The sequence below is a fragment of the Nocardia sp. NPDC051981 genome (genome assembly GCF_040680715.1).
In the GTDB taxonomy this organism is placed as follows: domain Bacteria; phylum Actinomycetota; class Actinomycetes; order Mycobacteriales; family Mycobacteriaceae; genus Nocardia.
The window spans coordinates 84242-104424 of record NZ_JBFAXK010000001.1 but is presented as its reverse complement, the minus strand read 5'-3'; the positions used below and the strand labels follow the sequence as shown (position 1 = coordinate 104424).

Sequence of the window (20183 nt, the reverse complement as noted above, 5' to 3'; positions counted from 1 at the left end):
GCGATCCTGCCAGCTTCGATCCGGTCGGCAACCCTTGGGGCGCACAGGCTTCGGCGTACCGCAGGGTGGAGCGCTGGGTGTCGCGGTTGCTCGAGGCCGACAACATCAGGTGGGCAACGCTTTTCCCGCGTGACACTCACCGGGTGCGGCCATGAGCAGGGCGGTTCCCAGGTCGGCGGGTGGTCACCAGTAGGTGCCCGGGACCAGCCGGGCCGCGCGGCGCAGGGCGGTTCCGGTGACGCGGACCGCGGGCGGGACGGTGCGGCGGCGTTGCGGGACAACGATGTCCACGTCGGCCGTCTCCGGTTCGGGCACCGCCTCGCCCTTGGCGGCGGGGGAGTCGGGGATGGCGCGGTAGTAGCGGTGCAGGACCCGCTCCTTGATGCCGGGCGCGAACATGGAGCCGTACTCGGCCAGGGTGCCGAGCGGCACGTCGATGCGGCGGGGGCGCTCGGTGAGGGCCCGCACGATGAGCGCCGCCGCCCACTCCGGGGACTGGGTGCCGGTGCCCTGGTCGCCGCTCGGGGTGATCATGGGGGTGCGGACCAGCGGCATGTGGATGGTGGTGAAAGTGATATTGCTGGAACGCATTTCGGCCGCGGTCACCTCGGCGAACTTGTCCAGGGCGGCCTTGCTGGCCAGGTAGGCGGCGAAGCGCGGGGTGGCGACCTGGACGCCGGCGCTGGAGATGTTCACGATGTGGCCGTCGTGGCGCTCCCGCATGCCGGGCAGCAGGCCCAGGGTCATGCGCACCGCGCCGAAGTAGTTGACGGCCATGGTGCGCTCGAAGTCGTGCATGCGGTCGGTGGAGCGGTGCACGGCGCGGCGGATGGAGCGGCCGGCATTGTTGACCAGCATGTCGACGTGCCCGTGGGTGTCGAGCACGGCCTGCAGGGTCCGGTCGACCGAGTCCTGATCGGTGACATCGCACGGGTAGCCGAACGCGGCGCCGCCCGCGGCGGTGATCTCGTCCACCACGGTGGACAGCTCGTCGGCGCGGCGGGCCAGCAGGATGACGACCGCTCCCTTCTCGGCGACGGCGAGCGCGGCCGACCGGCCGATACCGGAGGACGCGCCGGTGATGACGACGTGCTTGCCGGCCAGATCGCGGCGGGCGCGCCGCCGGGCCAGGTAACCGGTGCCGTTGTCGGCCGAGCTATCGGGCCCGCCCGCCCCGCCGCCATCCCTGACCGAATCGCTTCGCGATGCCATCATTTCTGCTCCCTTGCAGGTGGAATTGCCTCGAACTTACTCCAAAGTAAGTTACCTCGCCACGGTGCGGTTGCCCACCCCCGAACCGGCCTCCGGGGATTTGGTGCGTGCCGCTGTAGAGACCAATCGGTTTCGAATGTATGTTCGATACTCGAGACCGGTCGGATTGCGGAGGAGGTGCGTCATGGGCTGGCACAACGGCCCGCCTTCGTGGGCGGAGATGGAACGGGTGCTGTCCGGGCGGCCCGACCCCGCGCGCAAGCCGGTCGACGGCGACGGCGGCGACAGCCCGGCCTGGTCGCGGAAGCGGGAGAAGTACGAGGCCGGGGAACTCGGCCGGGTCGCGCGATCAGCGGTGCCGTACGCCGAGCTGCACACGCACTCGGCCTACAGCTTCCTCGACGGCGCCAGCCAGCCCGAAGAACTCGTGGAGGAAGCCGTGCGACTGGGCCTGGAGGCCCTCGCGCTGACCGACCACGACGGGTTCTACGGCGTGGTGCGGTTCGCGGAGGCGGCGCGGGAATGGCGGATGCCGACCATCTTCGGCGCCGAGCTGTCCATCGGCACCGCGGCCCGCGCCGGTGCGCACCTGGCGCCCCGCGGGCGGCGGCGCGGCCGCGAATCCGAGTCGGACGCACTGAATTCCGAGCCGCGCACCGGCACACCCGACCCGGCCGGACCGCACCTGCTGGTGCTGGCGCGCGGGCAGGAGGGGTACCGGCGGCTGTCGCGGGAGATGGCCGCCGCGCACATGGCGGCGGGGGAGAAGGGCATCCTGCGCTACGACCTGGAACGGCTCACCGCCGCGGCGGGCGGGCACTGGCACATTCTCACCGGCTGCCGCAAAGGGACTGTGCGACAGGCGCTTCGGCAGGGCGACCCGGCGGCCGAGGCGGCGCTGCGCGATCTGATCGAACGGTTCGGGCGCGAGCACGTGAGCGTGGAGCTCACCCACCACGGCATCCCCGAGGACGATGAGCGCAATGCCCGGCTCATCGCCCTCGCCGACCGGGTCGGGCTCCCCGTACTCGCCACCACCGGAGCACATTTCGCGGCCCCGCCGCACCGGCGCCGAGCCATGGCGCTGGCTGCCATCCGGGCCCGCTCCAGCCTCGACGACATGGCCGGCTGGCTGCCCCCCACCGGCGGCGCGCACCTGCGCTCCGGCGACGAGATGGCGCGACTGTTCGCCGCCTGCCCCGAGGCGGTGGCGAATGCCGTTGCGCTGGGCCGGGACTGCGCGTTCGACCTGCGGCTGATCGCGCCTCAACTGCCGCCCTTCGACGTGCCGGACGGCCACGACGAGAACTCGTGGCTGCGCGAGCTCACCCTCCGCGGCGCGGCCCGCCGCTACGGGCCCCGGGCCGGGAGCCCGGACGCCTACCGGCAGCTGGAACACGAACTGGACGTGATCGCCACCCTGAACTTCCCGGGCTACTTCCTGGTCGTGCACGACATCGTCAGCTTCTGCCGCGACAACGACATCCTCTGCCAGGGCCGGGGTTCCGCGGCCAATTCGGCGGTCTGCTATGCCATCGGCATCACCAATGTGGACCCGGTCGCCAACGAGCTGCTGTTCGAACGGTTCCTGTCGCCGGAGCGGGACGGGCCGCCCGACATCGACGTGGACATCGAATCGGATCGGCGCGAGGAGGCCATCCAGCACGTCTACGCCAAGTACGGGCGCGAATACGCGGCGCAGGTGGCCAATGTGATCACCTATCGCGGGCGCTCCGCGGTGCGGGATGCCGCACGCGCCCTGGGCTTTTCGACCGGACAGCAGGACGCCTGGAGCAAACAGGTGAGCCGCTGGACGGGCGTGGCGGAAGAGCAGCACACCGACATCCCCGGCGACGTCCTCGCGCTGGCCGGTGAATTGGAGGGGCTGCCAAGGCATTTGGGCATCCACTCCGGCGGCATGGTGATCTGCGACCGGCCCATCGCCGACGTGTGCCCGACCGAATGGGCGCGCATGGCCGATCGCAGTGTGCTGCAGTGGGACAAGGACGACTGCGCGTCGGCGGGACTGGTCAAGTTCGACCTGCTCGGGCTGGGCATGCTGTCGGCGCTGCACTACATGATCGACCTGGTGGCCGAGCACAAGGGGCACACCGTCGAACTGCATCGGCTGGACCTGGGCGAGGAAGCCGTCTACGACATGCTGTGCCGCGCCGACTCCATCGGCGTCTTCCAGGTGGAGTCCCGCGCGCAGATGGCGACCCTGCCGCGCCTGAAGCCGCGGAACTTCTACGACCTGGTGGTGGAGGTGGCGCTCATCCGGCCGGGACCGATCCAGGGCGGGTCGGTGCACCCCTACATCCGTCGCCGCAATGGCAGGGAGAAGCCCGATTACGACCATCCGGCACTGGAGAACGCGCTGGAACGCACCCTCGGCGTCCCGCTGTTCCAGGAGCAGCTCATGCAGATGGCCGTGGACGTCGCCGGATTCACCGCCGCCGAGGCCGATCAGCTGCGCCGCGCCATGGGATCCAAGCGGTCACCGGAGAAGATGGAACGGCTGCGGGCCCGCTTCTATCAGGGCATGAAGGACCTGCACGGCATCACCGGCGAGGTGGCCGACCGCATCTACGAGAAGGTGTACGCCTTCGCGAATTTCGGTTTCCCGGAAAGCCATTCGCAGAGTTTCGCCTCACTGGTGTTCTACTCGGCGTGGTTCAAGCTGCATCATCCGGCCGCCTTCTGCGCGGGACTGCTGCGCGCCCAGCCGATGGGGTTCTACTCGCCGCAGTCGCTGGTCGCCGACGCGCGACGGCACGGGGTGGTGGTGCACGGGCCCGACATCAACCACAGCCTGGCCGAGGCGACCCTGGAGGCGCGGGGCCTGGAGATCCGGCTGGGGCTGGCCGCGGTCCGGCACATCGGCACCGAGCTGGCCGAACAGATCGTGGCCGCCCGCGAAATCGGGCCCTACACCACGTTTCTCGACCTCACTGGGCGCGTGGAGCTGAGCGTGCCGCAGGCCGAAGCGCTGGCCACCGCGGGCGCGCTGACCAGTCTCGGCGGCACCCGCCGCGAGGCGCTGTGGGCGGCGGGCGCGGCCGCCGGGGAACGGCCCGACCGGCTGCCCGGCACCGGGGCGGCCACCGCCGCACCCGCCCTGCCCGGGATGAGCGCGCTGGAACTGGCCGCCGCCGACGTGTGGGCCACCGGCGTCTCGCCCGGCAGCTATCCGACCGAATTCCTGCGCGAGCGCCTCGACGCGCTCGGCGTCATCCCCGCCGCGCAGCTGCTCGACATTCGCGACGGCACCCGGGTTCTCGTCGGCGGCGCGGTCACCCACCGGCAGCGTCCGGCCACCGCGGGCGGAGTCACCTTCCTCAATCTGGAGGACGAGACCGGCATGGTGAACGTGGTCTGCTCGGTCGGCCTGTGGGCCCGCTACCGCCGCCTGGCCACCACCGCGCCCGCCCTGCTCATCCGCGGGCGGGTGCAGAACGCCGAGGGTGCGGTCACCATCGTCGCCGACCATCTGCAGCGCATGGACCTGCGCATCGAGGGCCGTTCCCGCGACTTCCGCTGAATGGCGGCCACCGGCACCATATTTCGGTTGTCGCATCGAACGGCGCGGCCCGCGCTTCGGGTGAGATACAGGGCGCGCCAAGAGTTTTCGCCTCGATCGGCGAACAGCTCAGAAGTCGCCGCCGCCGGAATCGCCGCCGCCGCCGAAGTCGCCGCCGCCGAAGTCGCCGCCGCCGAAATCGCTGCCGCCGCCGAAGTCGTAGTCGCCGCCGCCTCCGCCCCACTCCTGGGGGCCGGGGTCGTAACCGCCGTAGCCGCCGGACTCCGGGGGCGGGCCGTATTCCGGGCCGCGGTCGCGCTCGTGTTCGCCTTCCATCCGGCCGAGTTCGTAACCGAGCAGGCCGCCGCCCAGAGCGCCGCCGACCGCGCCGAGACCGGCCGCAGCGCCGGGGCTCATGCCGGGACGGCCACCGCCGTAGGGCGGCGGGGGCGGGGTGCCGTAGCCCGGGCCGCCCGGGGCGTAGCCGCCGCCGAAACCACCGCCGCCGAACGGGGCGGGCGGGGGCGCCGGGGTGCCGCGGCGACGGCGGACGAACGCGACGACCGCCGCGATGATGCCGCCGATGACCAGGATCGGGCACAGCAGGCCCAGCCAGCCCCAGCCGCTGCTCTTGCTCTCGGGCCTGGCGGCGGGCTGGTGCGCGGGGGCCGGGTTGCCGGCCTTGACGCTGGTGGGCGCGGCCTGATCGGCGGCCGTCTTCAAGGCGCCCAGTGCCGCGATGGTCGCACCCGTGTAATCGCCGTTGCCGAGCGCGTTTCCGAAGGCGGTCCCCGCGGGCGTGGTGTCGCGGATATGGGAATTCGCGCCGGTGCGGATGGTCAGCCACCTGGTCTTGGTATTGATGGCCAGCACCACGTCGGTCGGATTCTTGGCGTGGGTCTGGGTCTCCATGTCGAACTTGGCCCGATCGTCGGAGTACTTCTCGGTGGTGAAGATCTGCACCGGATCCGTCAGTTGCAGCGCGGCATTCGTCACCTTGGTGACATCGAGCACCTTGGAATCGTCGTGAACGGTGACCGGCCCGGCCGCGGCCGTACCCGTCGCCAGCAGGATCACCCCCGCCACCGCCGACAGCAGCAACAGCAAACGCTTGACCATCTGAACTTTCCTTCCCGGGCGACCTTCCTGCCGCGCGGCATCGCCTGCGACACTACGACGTCCCCGCCTCGATCGCTGGCCTCGAGCCTGTGCGCTGTATCGCAGGCCCCACCCGTCAACCCGGACCCCGTCCGCGACAATGGGGTCGGGCGCGGGAAGGGAGTGCGGCATGTCGACAGTGGTCCGGGCGACCATCAAACCCGGCAGCAAGAAGGGGCCCCTGGTCGAGATCCTCGACGATGGCGCGCTGCAGCTGTACGTGCGCGCCCCGGCGGTGGAGGGCAAGGCCAACAAGGCCGCCATCGAGCTGCTGGCAGCCCACTACGGCGTCCCCAAATCCGCGGTCCGCCTGACCGGTGGTGCGACCTCCCGCTTCAAGCGCTTCGAAATCGACGACTGATCCCGGAGACTCAGACCGCGCCCGGAAAACCCAGCTGCCGCCAGGCCTCGTACACGGCGACGGCCGCGGCATTGGACAGATTCATCGAGCGCCGGCCCGGCAGCATCGGGATGCGCAGCTGCTCGGTGACGCGGGGATCGGCGAGCACCTCCTCGGGCAACCCGGTCGGCTCGGGCCCGAAGAGCAGCACATCGCCCGAGCGATAGGCGACATCGGTGCTGTGGGTGGTGGCCGTCGCGGTGAAGGCGAAGACCCGCTCGGGCCGAATGGCATCCCACGCCGCGGCGAGACTCTTGTGCACGGTGACGATGGCCAGGTCGTGGTAGTCCAACCCGGCCCGGCGTAGCTTCGGCTCGGACAGGTCGAAGCCGAGCGGTTCGATCAGGTGCAGTTCGCAGCCGGTGCCGGCCGCCAGCCGAATGGCATTGCCGGTATTCGGGGGGATGCGAGGTTCGAAGAACACGAGATGGAACACGGGCTCCAGCATCTCAGAGCGCTGGTTAGGGCTGTGCGGTGAGTCCAGCCCATGTCGCACCCGAGAGTCGCGGTAGCCATGCGGGGGGTCGTCCGCGACAGTGTGCCGGTGCTGCTGTGGCGGCTCTGCGGCTGACTCGGTCCGGGCCACCCTCAGCGGGGTCGGCTTTTGGGTGGTGCACCGGCAGAAGTGCAGGCGCAGATCGGATTTCGTGTGCGCGCGGGAGACGGCCGAGAGTTCTGGACACCGCCGCCGACCTCACCGCGCGGGCGCTAGGTCTGACAGCGTTCGGTTTGGCTCTTACCGGCCGCACCGGGCCAGTGTGAGCAAATAGATTGGATCGTGCCTTGCCTGGAATTGCTTCGGCTGCAGGGTAACTGGCGCCTGTTTCGCCGACGTCCTGGCAGGAAGGGGCACACTTCGTTGCCAGGACGCCGACTCTCCGAGATGGTCGTCGTGGGCTGTCGGAAGTTGTCCCATCGACGACCGCGAACCATCCGTGTGGGGCGCTGGCTCGCGTCTGTTCGATTGCCAGATGCTGTGGCCGATCTGGGTTCGAAATCCGTACCGTGCGAGCATATTTCGCGTCGCCTGGTCATGGTTGGGTGAGGGTTGATCAGGAGAACCAGTGTTCGGGTTCGGTGTCGTGGGGCATGATGCTGCTGAAGTTGCCGCGGAAGAATCCGAGGGCTTCACCGTCGCGTGAGCAAACATCTTGGACGGCACCGAAGACGACGGTGTGGTCGCCGGCCTCGATGATGCGGTCGACGTCGCAGTCGAGGTGGGCGAGTGCGCGTGGCACGACGGGGACTCTGTGGCCGTCGTATTCGAGTCCGAGGCCGGCGAAGTGGTCTTCTCCTGGTTGGGCGAAGCGCAGCGCGATGGTTTGCTGTCGGCTCGACAGAATGTTGACCGCGAACCGTCCGGCCGCGCTCACCGCTTCGGCGCTGCGAGCGCCGCGGTTGAAGCACACCAGCAGCAGGGGTGGGTCCAGGGAGACCGACGTGAGGGAGTTGACGGTCATGCCGTGGGGGACGCCGTCGACTTCTGTCGTGATCACGGCGACGCCGGTCGCGAATTTCCCCATCGTTCTGCGCATTGCCGATGGGTCGACCATCGGGGACATCATCGTCATTTCTCCTGCTCCTTGCCTGCGGGGTAGCGGACTTCGAAGGTCAGCACCCCTTCGTCGGAGCGCCACGGTCCGTGCGGCATGCCCGGCGGGCGGCATGCGTACTGGCCGGCGGTGAACTTCTCGCCCAGGGTCAGGTCCACGAAGGAGCCTTCGAGGATGTAGACCTCTTCCCAGAAGTCGTGCCGTTGCACGCCCATCGGCGTGGAATCGGCGCCCGGCGCGTATCGCAGGATCCGGGTGGCGACGCCGGTGGTGGGGTCCTTGCTTAGGATCCGTTCGGTAATCAAGGGGTTGTCGCCGGGGCAGACGGTGAATTCGACGTCGCTGACAGAGAAGAATTCGAATTCAGGCTTGCTCATGCGGTCACCTGGCCCAGCTCGGCCGACGGCATCTCGGACAGGTCGTAGGACGCCAGGAACTGTTCGACCGCCTGGGTTGCGGTGTCGTAGTCGAAGTTTCGGAACGCGTAGCCCTTCACGACGAACGGGGCTCCGGCATAGAAGAGCTCGTATTGCTGATGGCGTCCTGCGAATTCACTGCCGATGGCGTCCCAGGCGAGTTTGAACAGTTTCACTCGCTCGACGGCGGACAGGCCGGGGCTGCTGACGTAGCGGTCCATGTCGTCACGGGTCTGCTCGCCGGCGAGTTCGTGAACGCTCGAGGGCACCTGCAGTACCCCGCCTCCGGCCAGGTCGCGCACGATCTCGATTACGCGTGGGTGGATCTCGGATTGCAATCCCATCGCGCCGTACAGGGCGGCCGCGCCCGGGCGCCACAGTCCCTGCTCGTCCGGTGTCGCGGTGTGCTCCGCGGCGAGGACCCCGGATTCCACTACCGAGACCAGGCTGGCGAGCTCGCCGAGCTTCTCGACGACGCCGGGGAACTTGTCGACACCGTTGACCGCGGCGATCTTGCGGGCGATCCCTGCAAGGAATCGCAGTTTGGTCGCGAAGCGGATCTGTGCCTGCCAGTTGCCGAGCACATGTGCGGCGGTATCGAAGAACTGTTTGCGCAGACCCGGGACATCCTTGTAGACGAAGACGTTTTCCCAGGGGATGAAGACGTCGTCGAACACCAGCAGGGCGTCGGTCTCGTCGTAGCGTGCGCTGAGCGGATAGTCGAACTCGCTGGTCACGCTGGGGGCGTACGGGCGGCGGCAGTACAGTGTCAGTCCGTCGGCGTTCACCGGGACGGTGAAGCTGATCGCGAAGTCCGAGTCCTCGGCTTGCAGCGGTTTGATGCAGGAGACCAGGATCTCGTCGGCGACCGCGCCGCCGGTGGCGAGCATTTGGGCACCGCGAACGACGATGCCGTCTTCGCGTTCGTGTTTCACACCGACCTGGATGAACTCGCCCTCCCATGCGTGCGCGGTGCTTGCGCGGGAGACCTGCGGCGGAATGATCGCATAGGAGACATAGAGATCGTTCTCGACGATCCGGCGGTGGAAGGCGAGGACGTTGTCACGCAGATCGTGTTCTTGCGCGAACGCTTCGGGGTGGGCCGAGAAGGCGGCGACGAAGGCGCCGACGTGGTCGGGTGAGCGGCCCACCCAGCCGTGGGTGTGATCGGCCCAGACCTGGGCTGCCGTGCGGTAGGCCGTGAGATCCTCGGCGCGCCGCGGCGGCAGGAACAGCCTGTTCACCGGGCGGCCGAGGGTCCCGTCGGTGACCTGCATGCCGTTGCGTGGATCGGCTGCCAGGTCGAACAAGTCTCCGATCGTGCGGGCGATCGGCGCGAACGCCGGATCGCTTGCGACGTGCTCCACGGACGTGCCGTTGACGATCACGCGGCGGCCGTCGTCCAGCGAGGCCAGGTAGTCGGTGCTGGTGCGCATTAGCTGCTCCTGACAGTGACGTTGTATGTGAATTCGATCGGGGCGTGACCCGGCACTTCGAGGCTCATCTGCCAGTGGTGGCCGTATCGGAAGGTGCCCTCGACCAGCGGCATGGTTCCGCCGAACAGGACCAGCGCGGACTCGTCGCGGTCATGTTTGCCCCATTTGGACAGCAGCTCGCTGAGCGGCAGCATCGAGGCGAGGGATCCTCGCTGGTAGATATCGCCGTTTACCCAGCTGGACACCGTAATCTCGTCCCACCGCAGAACGCTCGGGTCGGTTCCGAGGTCGATGATCGTGGTGGCGATCGGCTTGAGGCACGCGGCTTTGGACAGGCGGATGCTCTGCGTTTCGAGTACCCGGTCGGTGTGGTCCGAGCCGACTGTCAGGTAGTAGCGATGGTCGGCGTATATCAGGACAGGTTCCACCTCGCCCGACGTCGATGGCCCGTCGACCTCGATAACGGTGTCGGTTGTCACGGTGTCGGCGCCGATTTCGTAGAACGCGGGAATGCTGTCCGGTCTCGGCACGCCGATCGCGGCGAGCTCATCGACGTGATGTGCGACGGCGGCGGTGTCGCGCCCGGTGTACCCGGCGACAATGACATTGGTCGGTGTGAAGGCCACTTCGTCACCGGAATTGGTCCGGAGTCGTAGCTGGGTGATGCCGGTGGTCATGTGCTACTCCACTCTGGTCGATAGGTCGGGGGGCCAGCGTCGGTCCGCCAGTGCGGGAAACTCGGCGCGCACGCGTTGCGGCAGAGCAGGATCGATCTCGGCGAAGGTGAATCCCTCGTCGGAACCCGCCTCGACGAGCACTTCACCCCAGGGGTCGACGATCCGGCTGTGGCCGCCGAGGCTCACCCCGTGTTGTTCTCCGACTGCATTGCAGGCCAGCAGCCACGACTGCTGCTCGACCGCACGCACGCTCGTGAACAGTCGCCAGTGCGCGAGGCGGGCGGCCGGCCAGGCCGCGCACACGGCCAGCAACTCGGCGCCGGCATCGGTCAGACTGCGGAACAGCTCCGGAAAGCGCAGGTCATAGCAGGTGGTGAAGCCCGATGGCACACCCGCGATGGAGTCGACGGTTATCGAGGTGCCCGGTGTGAGGAGCTCCTGCTCCCGCGAGCCATACCCGAAGACGTGCACCTTGCGGTAGATGTTGCGCACGGAACCGTCCGGGCTGACCACCACCGAGGTGTTGTACAAGCGGCCCTGCTCATCGATCTCGACGATGCTGCCGAGGTGAACGAACAGCCGATGCGAGGTGGCCCAGTCACGCGCCGCGGTGACCGTCGGGCCGGTGAGGGGTTCGGCTCGGTCCTTGTACTCGTCGAAGGCGAAATAGCCGGCGCCCCACAGCTCGGGCATAACCAGCAGATCGGCTTTCTCGAGCTCTGATTCGCGATCGATCGCATCACCGACCCGCCGTAGCCGAGTCGCCACGGGCTCGGAGTCCGGGCTAGCGATCTGAAACAGCGCTACGTGCACAGCGATTCAGTCCTTTCTTGATCACGACTCCACGGCACACGAGTCCCTCGCGTACCGTGGGTCGCGTCGGCTCAGGCCGACAGAGAAGTGCCCGCGTTCTGCAAGTGAGCGATGAGCTCGTCGTTGAACTTCTGCCCGATACGCTGCACTGCGTGCGGACTGCCCTCGAACAGAACGCGTTTCGCCGACAACCCCTCTGCCAGAGCATCGGCGACATCTTCGAATCCCGGAGTGCCACCACCGGTGACCACCAGTTTGGGGAACGTGGTCCGCGCCAGCGCCTCCAGCGGAACGCCTGTCTCCCAGGGCCTTTCAGTCGTAAGATTGCGGATGGCCTCGGCCAGTGGGGCAGGCAGCGGCGACGGCAGGGGCATGTCGACGTTGAGTACCTTCAAAAAGCCGACTGCGAAGGACTCGAGATCGGCGGGGTCGGCGGCCGAGAAGTAGTCGCGCAGCGCGGTCGCGAGCCGGTCTGCTGCCGGTCGTCCGGCACCGTTGGGTAGTGCGGGCGGCTCGATCACCGTCAGCGACCAAACCTTCTCCGGGGCCAGTGCTGCGGCCCGCATCGCGACGACCCCACCCATCGATGTTCCGACCAGATGTGCGCCATCGCCGAGCAACTCGGCGATCTCGGCCGCGTCCCGGTCCGGATCGATACGCGGTGTGCTCGGGCTCGGGTGGTAGCCGCGGCGGTACGGTGCGGTGATCTGGTATCGGTCGGCCAGCACCCGCTGCTCAGCGAAGGCCGCGGCGGCCGAACTCAGGCTGCCGTGCACCATGACGATGCGTGGGCCGGAATCGCCCCACCGCTCTGCGGCAAGTTCAGTCATCGGGTCGTCCTTACTGCTGCGCGGCCGCGGCGGCCTCGGCGCGAGCGAACACGCCAGGGTCGATGTCCAGCTGACGCGATTGGAACTTCCAGCCGGCTTCGGTGCGCACCAGCACGTCGGTGTAAATACCGGTGGCGATGATGAAAGGCGGCTCCACGACCTGGAGTTTGGTAACCGCGCACGTCGCCGTCGCCGTCTCGCCGTCGCCGTCGACGGTGTAGTTCGTCATTAGATGACGTGCACCGTCCTCCTTGCCGGCCGCGATGTGACCGTTGATGAACTCCCTGATGGCGTCGTGTCCGACGAACGTGCCGTAAGTCGCGATGAACTTTCCGTCGGGAACCCATGCCCCGAGCCAGGAATCGACATCGTGGTTGTCCAGCGATCGCATCTGCAGGTTCGACAGCTCGATGATCGCCAATTTGTCTGAAGCGGACAGAGGCATCCGTGTGCTCCTTTGCCAACCGGATGGGCTATGACACAGCACACACTACGGCACTGGTATGCGGTATACAAGTACGTAGCGTGCTGAATTTCGCATACGGCTCTGTTAACCTAGGGGTATGGCAAAGCTGAGCGGCATCACAGCGGTTGAACGGCCCCCGACGCTGGGCCGGCGCGCTTATCTGCAGATTCAGCAGGCGATCAGGGATGGCTCACTCACCCACGGTGAGCAGTACTCGGAGAACGAACTGGCCGAGTCTCTCGGCATGTCCCGAACGCCTGTCCGTGAAGCCCTTCTCACGCTCAGCCGCGAGGGAATCATCGTCGTCGAATCCCAACGCGGGTTCCGTCTGCGCGAGCTGTCGACAGCGGAGCGGCAGGAGATCTTCGATCTCCGTTCGCTGCTCGAAGGCTTTGTGGCAAGTCGTTTGGCGCTCAGCGCCACGACCGAGGACATCTCACAGCTACGTACGATCGTTGACGCGCAGGAAAGCCTCAGCAGCGGCCAAGAGTCGGAATTCCTTGCGCTGGACGAGCGGTTCCACCTGCTTCAGTCCGAAATCCTCGGCCTCGAGCGCACCCACGCAACGATGGTCAGCCTGCGCGGGGCAATGTGGCTCTTCGGTTTCGAGGCACTCAAACTACCTCACCGCCTCGAAGCAGTCGTCGTCGAACACCGCGCCATTATCGACGCCATCGAACAGGGCGATCCAGAGGCCGCAGCCAGCGCAGCACGCAAACACCTCGAGAACACCGCCGCCGTCGCACTCTAGCTAGCTAGTGGTCGCAAGCAGCAGCAACCGGTGTATGGGTGCGCCGGTTTTGTCGTTGTACCGGATCGCGGCGGTAAGGGCCGGCAGGCGTTGCAGGATACGAACGGCGGCGCCCGCCGCTCGCCGTGCCCAACCGCATAAATAGGCAGTTTGTTTCATAGGCACTCGGTCGTGCGGCCGATGCCCCTCGCCTGGTCGGTCGAGCGAGAGGGCATCGGTCAGGCAGTGGCTTCAGATGGTTTTCAGTGCGCCTCCGTCGATGGACAGGTCGGTGCCGAGGATGCTGCGTGCGTGGTCGGAGGCCAGGAAGGCGACCTGTGAGGCGATCTCGTCGGCCTCGATCAGTTTGCCGGTGGTCATGCCGATCGTGGCGGGTAGTTGGGGAAGGAAGTCCTCGATTGCAATGCCGTTGGCGGCGGCTATTTTTCCGCCGGGTCCGTCCGGCGATTCCCAGAACGCGGTACGCACCGGGCCCGGGGAGATGGTGTTGACTCGGACGCCTTGCGGCCCGAATTGCTCGGCGAGTGACTTGCTCAACGCGGTGAGCGCGGCCTTGGCGACACCGTAGTCGGTGGTTGCCGCGCCGGGGGCGCGCCCGACGATCGACGACATGTTGATCACGGTCCCGTGGCGTTCGATCAGGCTCGGCAGCGCGGCTCTGGTTACCCGGATCGCGCTGAGGAGGTTGATATCCAATGTCCGCTGCCAGGTTTCGTCATCGATGTCGAGAAATCCTTTGGTCGCGTTGAACTCTGCGCCTCCGACGTTGTTGACGAGGATGTCGATGCCGCCGAGTGTTTCAAGGGCCTGTGTGACGAGTTCGGCCGCGCCGGTGGAAGTTCCGAGGTCGACGGCGACCGTCGCGGCGCCGGTTTCGCGCAACTGTTCGGTGATGGTGCGGGCGGCCCCGATCACTTCGACGCCTTCCGTGATCAACCTCCTGACGATGGCCAGTCCGATGCCGCGGCCGGCGCCGGTGACGATCGCGGTGCGTCCGTTGAGTCCCAGATCCATTCGTAGTCCTTGTTTGTCAGTAGCCGACGGTGAAGCGGCGCTGGACGAATCGCGGCTGCTCGACCTCGTCGAGCAGAGCGATGGCGAGGTCGGGTGCGGAGATATGGCTGGTGCCGTCCTGGCGTACCAGGAGCTGATCTCCACCGATCCGGAAACGCCCGGTCCGCTCGCCGCCTGGCCGGATTCGTAGTGCCGATGGGCTGAGGTAGGTCCAGTTGCGGTTGGACTGCCGGTAGAGGTTGAGCGCGTCCCGCAATGCCCGCACCACGGCCCCGTACTCGACGGGGACTTCGAGGTCCTCGATCAGGCTTCGCTCGAATTCCGCTCCGCCGTCGACGATCTGCTGCCCGGGCGCGATCTCCAGACTGCCGGCCCCGCCGACCATGATCACTCGCGCCGACGGGTGCCGCTCCATCGCGCCGATCATCGCCTTGGCCCCGATGACGAAGTTGCCCGCATGGGCAATCGTGTCGGCGACGCCATGCCCGGCGTTGACCGCGCTGATCACCACATCGAGTCCGCCGATCGCCGAGGCGATGCTGTCGGTGTCGAGCCAGTCGGCGACCCGCCAGTCGGCCCGGCCGCGTTTGTCGGGAAAACGTGCCGCGTCGCGGGCGAATGCGGTGACCTGATGTCCACGCCGGTCGGCCTCGAGCACGGTCTCGCTTCCGATTACGCCCGTCGCGCCGAAGATTCCGATCTTCACGATACTCCTCGAACTACACTGCGTTCAGTTACTACACGCCGTTCAGTAATGACATGCTAGATAGTAGTCGCACGGGGTAAAGTGTCAACCGTGGCCGAAGTCGTACAGCGTCGCCGGGAGCGCCTACGGGCGCAGACGGCCGAAGACATCAAGGCGATCGCGCTGCGGCTACTGGCCGAAGGCGGTCCCGACGCGGTCTCGTTGCGCGCCATCGCCCGTGACATGGGCATGACCGCCGGCGCTATCTACGGCTACTACGCGACTCGCGACGACCTGATCACCATGCTCATCGGCGATGTGTACGGCGGCCTGGTCGATGAGGTGGAGGCTGCGCGCGATCGGGTTCCGGTCGATGATCCGGCCGGCCGCGTGGTGGCTTGGGGTGAGGCGGTGCGCGGCTGGGCGCTGGCGAATCCCGAAGGCTTCCGGCTCATCTACGGAGATCCCGTCCCCGGATATCAGCCGCCACCGCGTGGTCCGGCGGCCGAGGCCGGGGCGCGGGCCTGCAATGGATTGGTCGGTCTGGTCGCCGCGGCCTGGCCCCGGGCGGCCTCGCTGCAGGATGATCCTGCCGTCGCCTGGTCTGACTTCGACGCCGAGCTGGTTACTCATGTCCGAGCAGATTTCCCCGACCTCCCGCCCTCCGCTGTCGCGCTTGCGTTGCGGCTGTGGGGTCGCATGCACGGCCTTATCGCACTCGAGATCTACGGGCATCTGGGCCCCCAAACCCAGGATCCCGCAAAGCTCTATCACGCTGAGATGGTGGACCTGGTCCGTTCTCTGGGCCTGTAACGGCTCCGATTGCCTTGCCCTACGGCACGCTGGCCCGCAATCACGCCGGAATGCGCGCAAAACCCTTGCCCGGCCACATCTCTCAGTCCCTCGCCGGGCCGCTGCTCACCCTTTTCTTCAGCTCCGAGAAACTGCGCGCCGGGCACGATGCCATGCTGCAGATGCTCAAGACCGCCGCAGAAGCCTCGGTCCATGTCTAGCCGTCGGTCACTCGCCTCAATTGGCCGGTTCGAGTCGTCGTCTTCGGCACCGCCGCCCGACACTTCATTCGGCAGACTCGTTTGCCGCTTCCGACACGATCTTTGATGGCCCGAGTAGCGCGGTGGCGGCAGCGCGGGCGTCGGCGGCAGCGGCGCCGGTGGAGTCCACGAGCCCTCGTGCCTTGACGCCGTTGTAGAGCAGCAGGAGTTGCCGGGCCAGTTCGCCGGGGTTGATCGCGCCGGCTTCGGTGGCCAATTGCTCGAAGCAGGTGAGCATGGCGTTGTCGTGGGTTTCCAAGGCATGGTGTGCGGGGCGGTCCGTGGAGAGCAGGGACGCGGCGCTGTTGATCAGGATGCAGCCGTGGTAGCCGGGGTCCGGCAAGTGTGCGGCGAGGAGATCGAACGGTGCCAGCAGCCGCTCGAGGCGGTCGCCTTCACGGCGAGCCAGTTCAGCCTCCAGTTCGGTGAACCATTCCTGGCTCGCCGAACTCAGCACGGCGTCGATGAGTGCATCCTTCGACGAGAAATGCGCGTACACAGTAGGTTTCGCGACGTTGGCGTGCTGGGTGATCGTATCGATCGAGACGCTGTAGCCCTCACGATAGAACAGTTCTCGGGCTGCTTCGAGCAGGCGGTCGCGGGCGGGTGTGCGGGGCGGCATGAAGTGATTCTAACTGGTTAGTTCAGTCTGCTACAGTGCGCCTACCTAACTGGTTAGTTCAATTGGAGGCGATTTATGCGGGCCCTGATCTACGATCCCGCCGCACGACACCGCGTCCGTTTCGGCGACGTGCCCGAACCCGTCCCGAGCCCCTCCGAGGCGGTCATCGCGGTCGAGGCCGCGTCTCTGAACTTCGGCGAACTCGCCTTCGCCGAACGGCAATTGCGGCCGGGGCAACTCCTCGGCAAGGACGCCGCTGGGACGGTCGTACAGGCGGCGGCCGACGGTTCGGGCCCGCCGGTGGGGACACGTGTCAGCTCATTCGCCGGGACCGGTGGATTCGCCGAACTGCGGGCCGTGGCCACCAGCGATCTTGCCGCCGTTCCGGATTCGGTCGGCCTGGCCGCCGCGGCCGCGGTCCCGGCGGCCGGGGCCACGGCCCTGCAAGCGGTGCGGCGGCTCGGGCCGCTGCTGGGCCGCCGAGTGCTCGTCACGGGCGCCTCCGGCGGCGTGGGCCGATTCGCTGTTCAACTCGCCGCGCGCGCCGGAGCGCATGTTATCGCTTCGGTGGGACGGCCACAGCGCGGCGACGGGTTGCGCGCACTCGGTGCCGCCGAAGTCCTTTCCGGCTCAACGATTCCCGACGAGCCGGTGTACGGCGTCATTGACAATGTCGGCGGTCCGATCCTCGCGCAGGCGTTCGGGAAGCTCTGCGACGGCGGGATCGCGCTGTCGGTCGGATGGGCCGCCCGCGAACAGACCGTGATCGATTTCGAGGAAATGCGGATGCTGGGCGGCGTCAGGCGACTGGAACCGTTCTGCGTGTCCTCCCCGTTCGGCCCCGACATCGCCTACCTCGTCGAGCGGTTGCGGACCGGAGAACTCGATCCGCAAATCGGGTGGACCGGATCGTGGCGACATGTCCACGACGCGATCGACGCCCTGCTCGACAGGCAGGTGAACGGCAAGGCGGTCCTCGATATGCGTTGAGCGGCAACATGTTCCAGCAGGAGCTGAACTTATCGCCATTCAATTGGCGCTTGCTGAAGTGAGTCTGTGATTGCTTCCGACGAGCTGGAAGCGCAGTGTCGCGACAACGACGAGGAGTTCGACATGGTCCGCGCCGAGACGACCGTCGCGCTGGGCCTCGGTCATCTCGGCGCCCGGCGAGCGGATCGGCTTACGGAACACCAACCCGCACCGAACATCCAGCCAACCGACCACCGCCTATGAGCCCATCCAGCAGTGGTCCTCAGGCCACCAGGACATCCGGGGCCGTCTAGGTCGTAAGCTGGGCGGCGAGTCGGTCGATCAGATGGCTCAGTTCGCTGCGGTGGGTGGCAAGGAGGGTGAGCTGGGCATCGAGAGTGGTCAGCTCGGTGCGGAGTTGGGGGGGTCAGGCCACGAGGACGATCATTGTCATCGTCCAGCCGATGAAGGCGGTGGGCTCCATCGTGATCAGTCTGGGCAGCGCGATCCCGATGATGACAAGGGCCAGGCAAACTCCGTTTGCCAGCAGGGAAAGTTCGCCGCGAACTCACACGGTGGTCATGAGGTCGGGGCGATCATGTGTGTCCGGGCTGGTGCTGCTCATCGTTGTTCTGTGTAAATAGATGTGCGATTCGAAGAACACGAGATGGAACACGGGCTCCAGCATCGCAGAGGGCCGGATAAGCTCGTCCGGTGACTCCAGCCCATGCCGCACCCGAGAGCCGTAGCAGTCGTGCGGGGGAGTTCGTCCGGGGCAATCTGCCCATACTGCTGGTAGCGGTGGTGCTGGTGGTGGCCGTGGTCTTCCTGGCCTGGGACCGCTGGCGGCGCGGCACCTTCTTCTTCGGTGGCGGAACGTTGCTGGCGGCGGCACTGCGGCTGATCCTGCCGACGGACCGGGCCGGTCTGCTCGCGGTGCGCAGCAAGGGCTTCGACGTCGCCTGGCTGACGGTGCTGGGCGGCGCGATCATCGTGCTGGCCGCGACCATCAGCAGCCTCGGCGTCACCTAGACCGCGCCGAGGTCGGGGCCGCGACCGGAGTCGCGGCACTGAATGTTCGATCGGAGGGTGGCCGCGAACCCGCGGCGCTGGGGGATTGCTAGACCGAGGTCATGCGGCGGCCGAGCTCGCGGCGCAACACTTCCTGGTCCGGGAGTCTGTGCAGGACACGAAGTATGGCCGGGCGAAGTTCACGCTGCTCGTCCTCGGAGAGCAGATCGACGAGATCGCGTAGATCCATGTCATCGAATGCGGCGGTCATGCCTGAATACATTACGTGTGCCGAGCCTTGCGCACACGCATTCCGGGCCGTCGGTTACGGAGGTGTCATGCGAGTGAAACCGGAAGCGCGTCACGGCAATTCGCGCGAAACGGACACGATACGCGAGGTAACGCGCCTCCGGTGAGGCAGCGGAGATACAGCGGACGGGCAGCGCTGTTTCAGCGGCCCGACGCGCGCTGGGCGCGGGCCAGATCCATCGTCTCCAGCATGAGCTTGCCGACCGCCTCGGTCTCGGTCAGGAACCCGTCGTGGCCGTCCCGGGACCGGATGATCTCCAGCCCCTTGGAACCCGGCAGCAGATCGGCCAGCTCCTGCTGGGTACGCAGCGGATACAGTCGATCCGAGTCCACCCCGCCGACCACGCACGGCACCGGCGTGGACCCCAGCGCCGCCGCGATACCGCCGCGGCCACGGCCCACGTCATGGCGGTTCATGGCCTCGGTGAGCAGCACGTAGGTGGCCGGGTCGAACCGCGAGATCAGCTTGTCGGCCTGGTATTCCAGATAGCTCTGCACCGCGTAACGCCCACCCACCCACGGGTCCTCATCGCCCTGGGCATGGTTCTCGAAGCGGTGGTCGAGCTCGAACTCGGTGCGATAGGTCAGGTGCGCGATGCGCCGGGCGATGCCCATGCCGGTCATCGGGGCGCGCCCGGTGCCGTGGTAGTTGCCGCCCTGCCAGTCCGGATCGGCCGTGATGGCCGCGATCTGGGTGGTCTGGGTGCCGATCTGGTCGGCGGTGCCGCGCGGGCCGACCGCCAGCACCAGGGCCGCCCCGACCCGCTCGGGCCGGGCGATCATCCATTCCAGCACCCGCATGCCGCCCATGGAGCCGCCCACCACGGCGGCCAGGCGGTCGATGCCGAGCAGGTCGAACAGCATGATCTCGGCGGTCACCTGATCGCGGATGGAGATCTCGGGAAATCGTGCGCCCCAAGGCTTTCCGTCCGCCGCCAGCGAGGACGGCCCGGTGCTGCCCTTACAGCCGCCGAGCACATTGGTGGCGATGACGCACCACTCGCGGGTGTCCACCGGCGCGCCGGGACCCACGATGCCGTCCCACCAGCCGGCCTGGCCGTGGTGCACGTCGGCGGGGCCCACCACGTGCGAATCACCGGTCAGCGCGTGTTCCACGAGCACCACGTTGTCCGCGTTCGCCGATAGTTCGCCCCACCGCTGCACAGCCAGCGTGACATCGGGAATGACGGCTCCGTTCTCGAGCTCGACATCCCCGATGGCAATGCTGCCGAGCGTCCCGTCGGGCGGCGGCAGCAGCAGCTCCGCCGCGTGCCGGGACGTGTTCGATT

Annotated in this window: 22 protein-coding genes; 7 read left to right on the top strand and 15 right to left on the bottom strand. The window is 67.4% G+C overall.

Annotation, left to right across the window (positions count from 1 at the left end):
- Window positions 1-183: 183 nt before the first annotated feature.
- Window positions 184-1215, bottom strand: coding sequence for an SDR family NAD(P)-dependent oxidoreductase (locus AB0L60_RS00510; protein ID WP_364605288.1), 1032 nt, complete (start codon window positions 1213-1215; stop codon window positions 184-186).
- Between the two features lie 181 nt (window positions 1216-1396).
- Here AB0L60_RS00510 and AB0L60_RS00505 point away from each other — a divergent pair, with 181 nt between their 5' ends.
- On the top strand, window positions 1397-4753 hold the full coding sequence (locus AB0L60_RS00505) for an error-prone DNA polymerase (protein ID WP_364605286.1): 3357 nt from the start codon (window positions 1397-1399) through the stop codon (window positions 4751-4753).
- Window positions 4754-4861: 108 nt separating this feature from the next.
- Here the strand turns inward: AB0L60_RS00505 and AB0L60_RS00500 are convergent, their stop codons facing one another.
- Window positions 4862-5851 carry a hypothetical protein gene (locus AB0L60_RS00500; RefSeq protein WP_364605284.1) on the bottom strand — a complete coding sequence of 330 codons (990 nt, stop codon included), beginning with the start codon at window positions 5849-5851 and terminating at the stop codon, window positions 4862-4864.
- Between the two features lie 169 nt (window positions 5852-6020).
- On the opposite strand from AB0L60_RS00500, the gene AB0L60_RS00495 reads away from it, so the two are divergent.
- The gene (locus AB0L60_RS00495) at window positions 6021-6251 is read left to right on the top strand and encodes a DUF167 domain-containing protein (protein WP_364605282.1); all 231 of its coding nucleotides are present in this window, start codon (window positions 6021-6023) and stop codon (window positions 6249-6251) included.
- Between the two features lie 10 nt (window positions 6252-6261).
- On the opposite strand, the gene AB0L60_RS00490 is transcribed toward AB0L60_RS00495, so the two are convergent.
- The 8 genes from AB0L60_RS00490 to AB0L60_RS00455 all read right to left on the bottom strand — a co-directional run bounded on the left by AB0L60_RS00490 (window position 6262) and on the right by AB0L60_RS00455 (window position 12460).
- Window positions 6262-6726 carry a tRNA (cytidine(34)-2'-O)-methyltransferase gene (locus tag AB0L60_RS00490; RefSeq protein ID WP_364606684.1) on the bottom strand — a complete coding sequence of 155 codons (465 nt, stop codon included), beginning with the start codon at window positions 6724-6726 and terminating at the stop codon, window positions 6262-6264.
- Between the two features lie 616 nt (window positions 6727-7342).
- Window positions 7343-7861: a flavin reductase family protein gene (locus AB0L60_RS00485; RefSeq protein ID WP_364605280.1), complete on the bottom strand. Its 519-nt coding sequence runs from the start codon at window positions 7859-7861 to the stop codon at window positions 7343-7345.
- Entirely contained in the window at window positions 7858-8220 is a 363-nt protein-coding gene (locus AB0L60_RS00480; protein WP_364605278.1) for a cupin domain-containing protein, read from the bottom strand. The genes AB0L60_RS00485 and AB0L60_RS00480 overlap by 4 nt, the downstream gene beginning before the upstream one ends.
- Complete coding sequence (locus AB0L60_RS00475; RefSeq protein ID WP_364605276.1) at window positions 8217-9695, bottom strand: 4-hydroxyphenylacetate 3-hydroxylase N-terminal domain-containing protein; 1479 nt, start codon at window positions 9693-9695, stop codon at window positions 8217-8219. Before AB0L60_RS00475 ends, AB0L60_RS00480 begins: the two co-directional genes overlap by 4 nt.
- Window positions 9695-10372: a DUF2848 family protein gene (locus AB0L60_RS00470; protein ID WP_364605274.1), complete on the bottom strand. Its 678-nt coding sequence runs from the start codon at window positions 10370-10372 to the stop codon at window positions 9695-9697. The genes AB0L60_RS00475 and AB0L60_RS00470 overlap by 1 nt, the downstream gene beginning before the upstream one ends.
- Before the next feature lie 3 nt (window positions 10373-10375).
- Window positions 10376-11185: a carbon-nitrogen family hydrolase gene (locus tag AB0L60_RS00465; protein ID WP_364605272.1), complete on the bottom strand. Its 810-nt coding sequence runs from the start codon at window positions 11183-11185 to the stop codon at window positions 10376-10378.
- Window positions 11186-11256: 71 nt separating this feature from the next.
- Entirely contained in the window at window positions 11257-12015 is a 759-nt protein-coding gene (locus AB0L60_RS00460) for an alpha/beta hydrolase (RefSeq protein ID WP_364605270.1), read from the bottom strand.
- Between the two features lie 10 nt (window positions 12016-12025).
- Window positions 12026-12460, bottom strand: a complete 435-nt coding sequence (locus AB0L60_RS00455; RefSeq protein ID WP_364605268.1) for a nuclear transport factor 2 family protein — start codon at window positions 12458-12460, stop codon at window positions 12026-12028.
- A gap of 118 nt (window positions 12461-12578) precedes the next feature.
- Between AB0L60_RS00455 and AB0L60_RS00450 the strand changes: the two genes are divergently transcribed.
- A complete protein-coding gene (locus AB0L60_RS00450; RefSeq protein ID WP_364605266.1) occupies window positions 12579-13232 on the top strand; it encodes a GntR family transcriptional regulator in 654 nt (217 codons plus the stop codon).
- Window positions 13233-13463: 231 nt separating this feature from the next.
- On the opposite strand, the gene AB0L60_RS00445 is transcribed toward AB0L60_RS00450, so the two are convergent.
- Both AB0L60_RS00445 and AB0L60_RS00440 read right to left on the bottom strand, forming a co-directional pair.
- On the bottom strand, window positions 13464-14246 hold the full coding sequence (locus AB0L60_RS00445) for an oxidoreductase (RefSeq protein ID WP_364606681.1): 783 nt from the start codon (window positions 14244-14246) through the stop codon (window positions 13464-13466).
- A 16-nt stretch (window positions 14247-14262) separates the two neighbouring features.
- A complete protein-coding gene (locus AB0L60_RS00440; RefSeq protein ID WP_364605264.1) occupies window positions 14263-14952 on the bottom strand; it encodes an NAD(P)H-binding protein in 690 nt (229 codons plus the stop codon).
- Window positions 14953-15042: 90 nt separating this feature from the next.
- On the opposite strand from AB0L60_RS00440, the gene AB0L60_RS00435 reads away from it, so the two are divergent.
- On the top strand, window positions 15043-15744 hold the full coding sequence (locus AB0L60_RS00435; RefSeq protein ID WP_364605262.1) for a TetR/AcrR family transcriptional regulator: 702 nt from the start codon (window positions 15043-15045) through the stop codon (window positions 15742-15744).
- A 50-nt stretch (window positions 15745-15794) separates the two neighbouring features.
- Window positions 15795-15944, top strand: coding sequence for a hypothetical protein (locus AB0L60_RS00430; RefSeq protein WP_364605260.1), 150 nt, complete (start codon window positions 15795-15797; stop codon window positions 15942-15944).
- A gap of 64 nt (window positions 15945-16008) precedes the next feature.
- Here AB0L60_RS00430 and AB0L60_RS00425 read toward each other — a convergent pair whose 3' ends face one another.
- Window positions 16009-16605: a TetR/AcrR family transcriptional regulator gene (locus AB0L60_RS00425; protein WP_364605258.1), complete on the bottom strand. Its 597-nt coding sequence runs from the start codon at window positions 16603-16605 to the stop codon at window positions 16009-16011.
- 75 nt (window positions 16606-16680) lie between these two features.
- Between AB0L60_RS00425 and AB0L60_RS00420 the strand changes: the two genes are divergently transcribed.
- Together AB0L60_RS00420 and AB0L60_RS00415 are read left to right on the top strand one after the other, a co-directional pair.
- Entirely contained in the window at window positions 16681-17595 is a 915-nt protein-coding gene (locus AB0L60_RS00420; RefSeq protein ID WP_364605256.1) for a zinc-binding dehydrogenase, read from the top strand.
- A gap of 693 nt (window positions 17596-18288) precedes the next feature.
- Window positions 18289-18606 (top strand): DUF3017 domain-containing protein, encoded by a 318-nt coding sequence (locus tag AB0L60_RS00415; RefSeq protein ID WP_364605254.1) that lies wholly within the window; start codon window positions 18289-18291, stop codon window positions 18604-18606.
- An 88-nt stretch (window positions 18607-18694) separates the two neighbouring features.
- On the opposite strand, the gene AB0L60_RS00410 is transcribed toward AB0L60_RS00415, so the two are convergent.
- Both AB0L60_RS00410 and AB0L60_RS00405 read right to left on the bottom strand, forming a co-directional pair.
- Window positions 18695-18856, bottom strand: coding sequence for a hypothetical protein (locus AB0L60_RS00410; protein ID WP_169336776.1), 162 nt, complete (start codon window positions 18854-18856; stop codon window positions 18695-18697).
- 179 nt (window positions 18857-19035) lie between these two features.
- Window positions 19036-20154, bottom strand: a complete 1119-nt coding sequence (locus tag AB0L60_RS00405) for a homoserine O-acetyltransferase (protein ID WP_364606678.1) — start codon at window positions 20152-20154, stop codon at window positions 19036-19038.
- Between the last annotated feature and the right edge of the window lie 29 nt (window positions 20155-20183).

Excerpts from the sequence above, each read along its gene's own strand:
- AB0L60_RS00450 (WP_364605266.1), top strand. The coding sequence starts at position 12,579 with ATGGCAAAGCTGAGCGGCATCACAGCGGTTGAACGGCCCCCGACGCTG.
- AB0L60_RS00470 (WP_364605274.1), bottom strand. The coding sequence starts at position 10,372 with ATGACCACCGGCATCACCCAGCTACGACTCCGGACCAATTCCGGTGAC.
- AB0L60_RS00425 (WP_364605258.1), bottom strand. The coding sequence starts at position 16,605 with ATGCCGCCCCGCACACCCGCCCGCGACCGCCTGCTCGAAGCAGCCCGA.
- AB0L60_RS00485 (WP_364605280.1), bottom strand. The coding sequence starts at position 7,861 with ATGACGATGATGTCCCCGATGGTCGACCCATCGGCAATGCGCAGAACG.
- AB0L60_RS00510 (WP_364605288.1), bottom strand. The coding sequence starts at position 1,215 with ATGATGGCATCGCGAAGCGATTCGGTCAGGGATGGCGGCGGGGCGGGC.
- AB0L60_RS00480 (WP_364605278.1), bottom strand. The coding sequence starts at position 8,220 with ATGAGCAAGCCTGAATTCGAATTCTTCTCTGTCAGCGACGTCGAATTC.
- AB0L60_RS00455 (WP_364605268.1), bottom strand. The coding sequence starts at position 12,460 with ATGCCTCTGTCCGCTTCAGACAAATTGGCGATCATCGAGCTGTCGAAC.
- AB0L60_RS00475 (WP_364605276.1), bottom strand. The coding sequence starts at position 9,695 with ATGCGCACCAGCACCGACTACCTGGCCTCGCTGGACGACGGCCGCCGC.
- AB0L60_RS00505 (WP_364605286.1), top strand. The coding sequence starts at position 1,397 with ATGGGCTGGCACAACGGCCCGCCTTCGTGGGCGGAGATGGAACGGGTG.
- AB0L60_RS00500 (WP_364605284.1), bottom strand. The coding sequence starts at position 5,851 with ATGGTCAAGCGTTTGCTGTTGCTGCTGTCGGCGGTGGCGGGGGTGATC.
- AB0L60_RS00430 (WP_364605260.1), top strand. The coding sequence starts at position 15,795 with ATGCGCGCAAAACCCTTGCCCGGCCACATCTCTCAGTCCCTCGCCGGG.
- AB0L60_RS00495 (WP_364605282.1), top strand. The coding sequence starts at position 6,021 with ATGTCGACAGTGGTCCGGGCGACCATCAAACCCGGCAGCAAGAAGGGG.
- AB0L60_RS00445 (WP_364606681.1), bottom strand. The coding sequence starts at position 14,246 with ATGGATCTGGGACTCAACGGACGCACCGCGATCGTCACCGGCGCCGGC.
- AB0L60_RS00410 (WP_169336776.1), bottom strand. The coding sequence starts at position 18,856 with ATGACCGCCGCATTCGATGACATGGATCTACGCGATCTCGTCGATCTG.
- AB0L60_RS00420 (WP_364605256.1), top strand. The coding sequence starts at position 16,681 with ATGCGGGCCCTGATCTACGATCCCGCCGCACGACACCGCGTCCGTTTC.
- AB0L60_RS00460 (WP_364605270.1), bottom strand. The coding sequence starts at position 12,015 with ATGACTGAACTTGCCGCAGAGCGGTGGGGCGATTCCGGCCCACGCATC.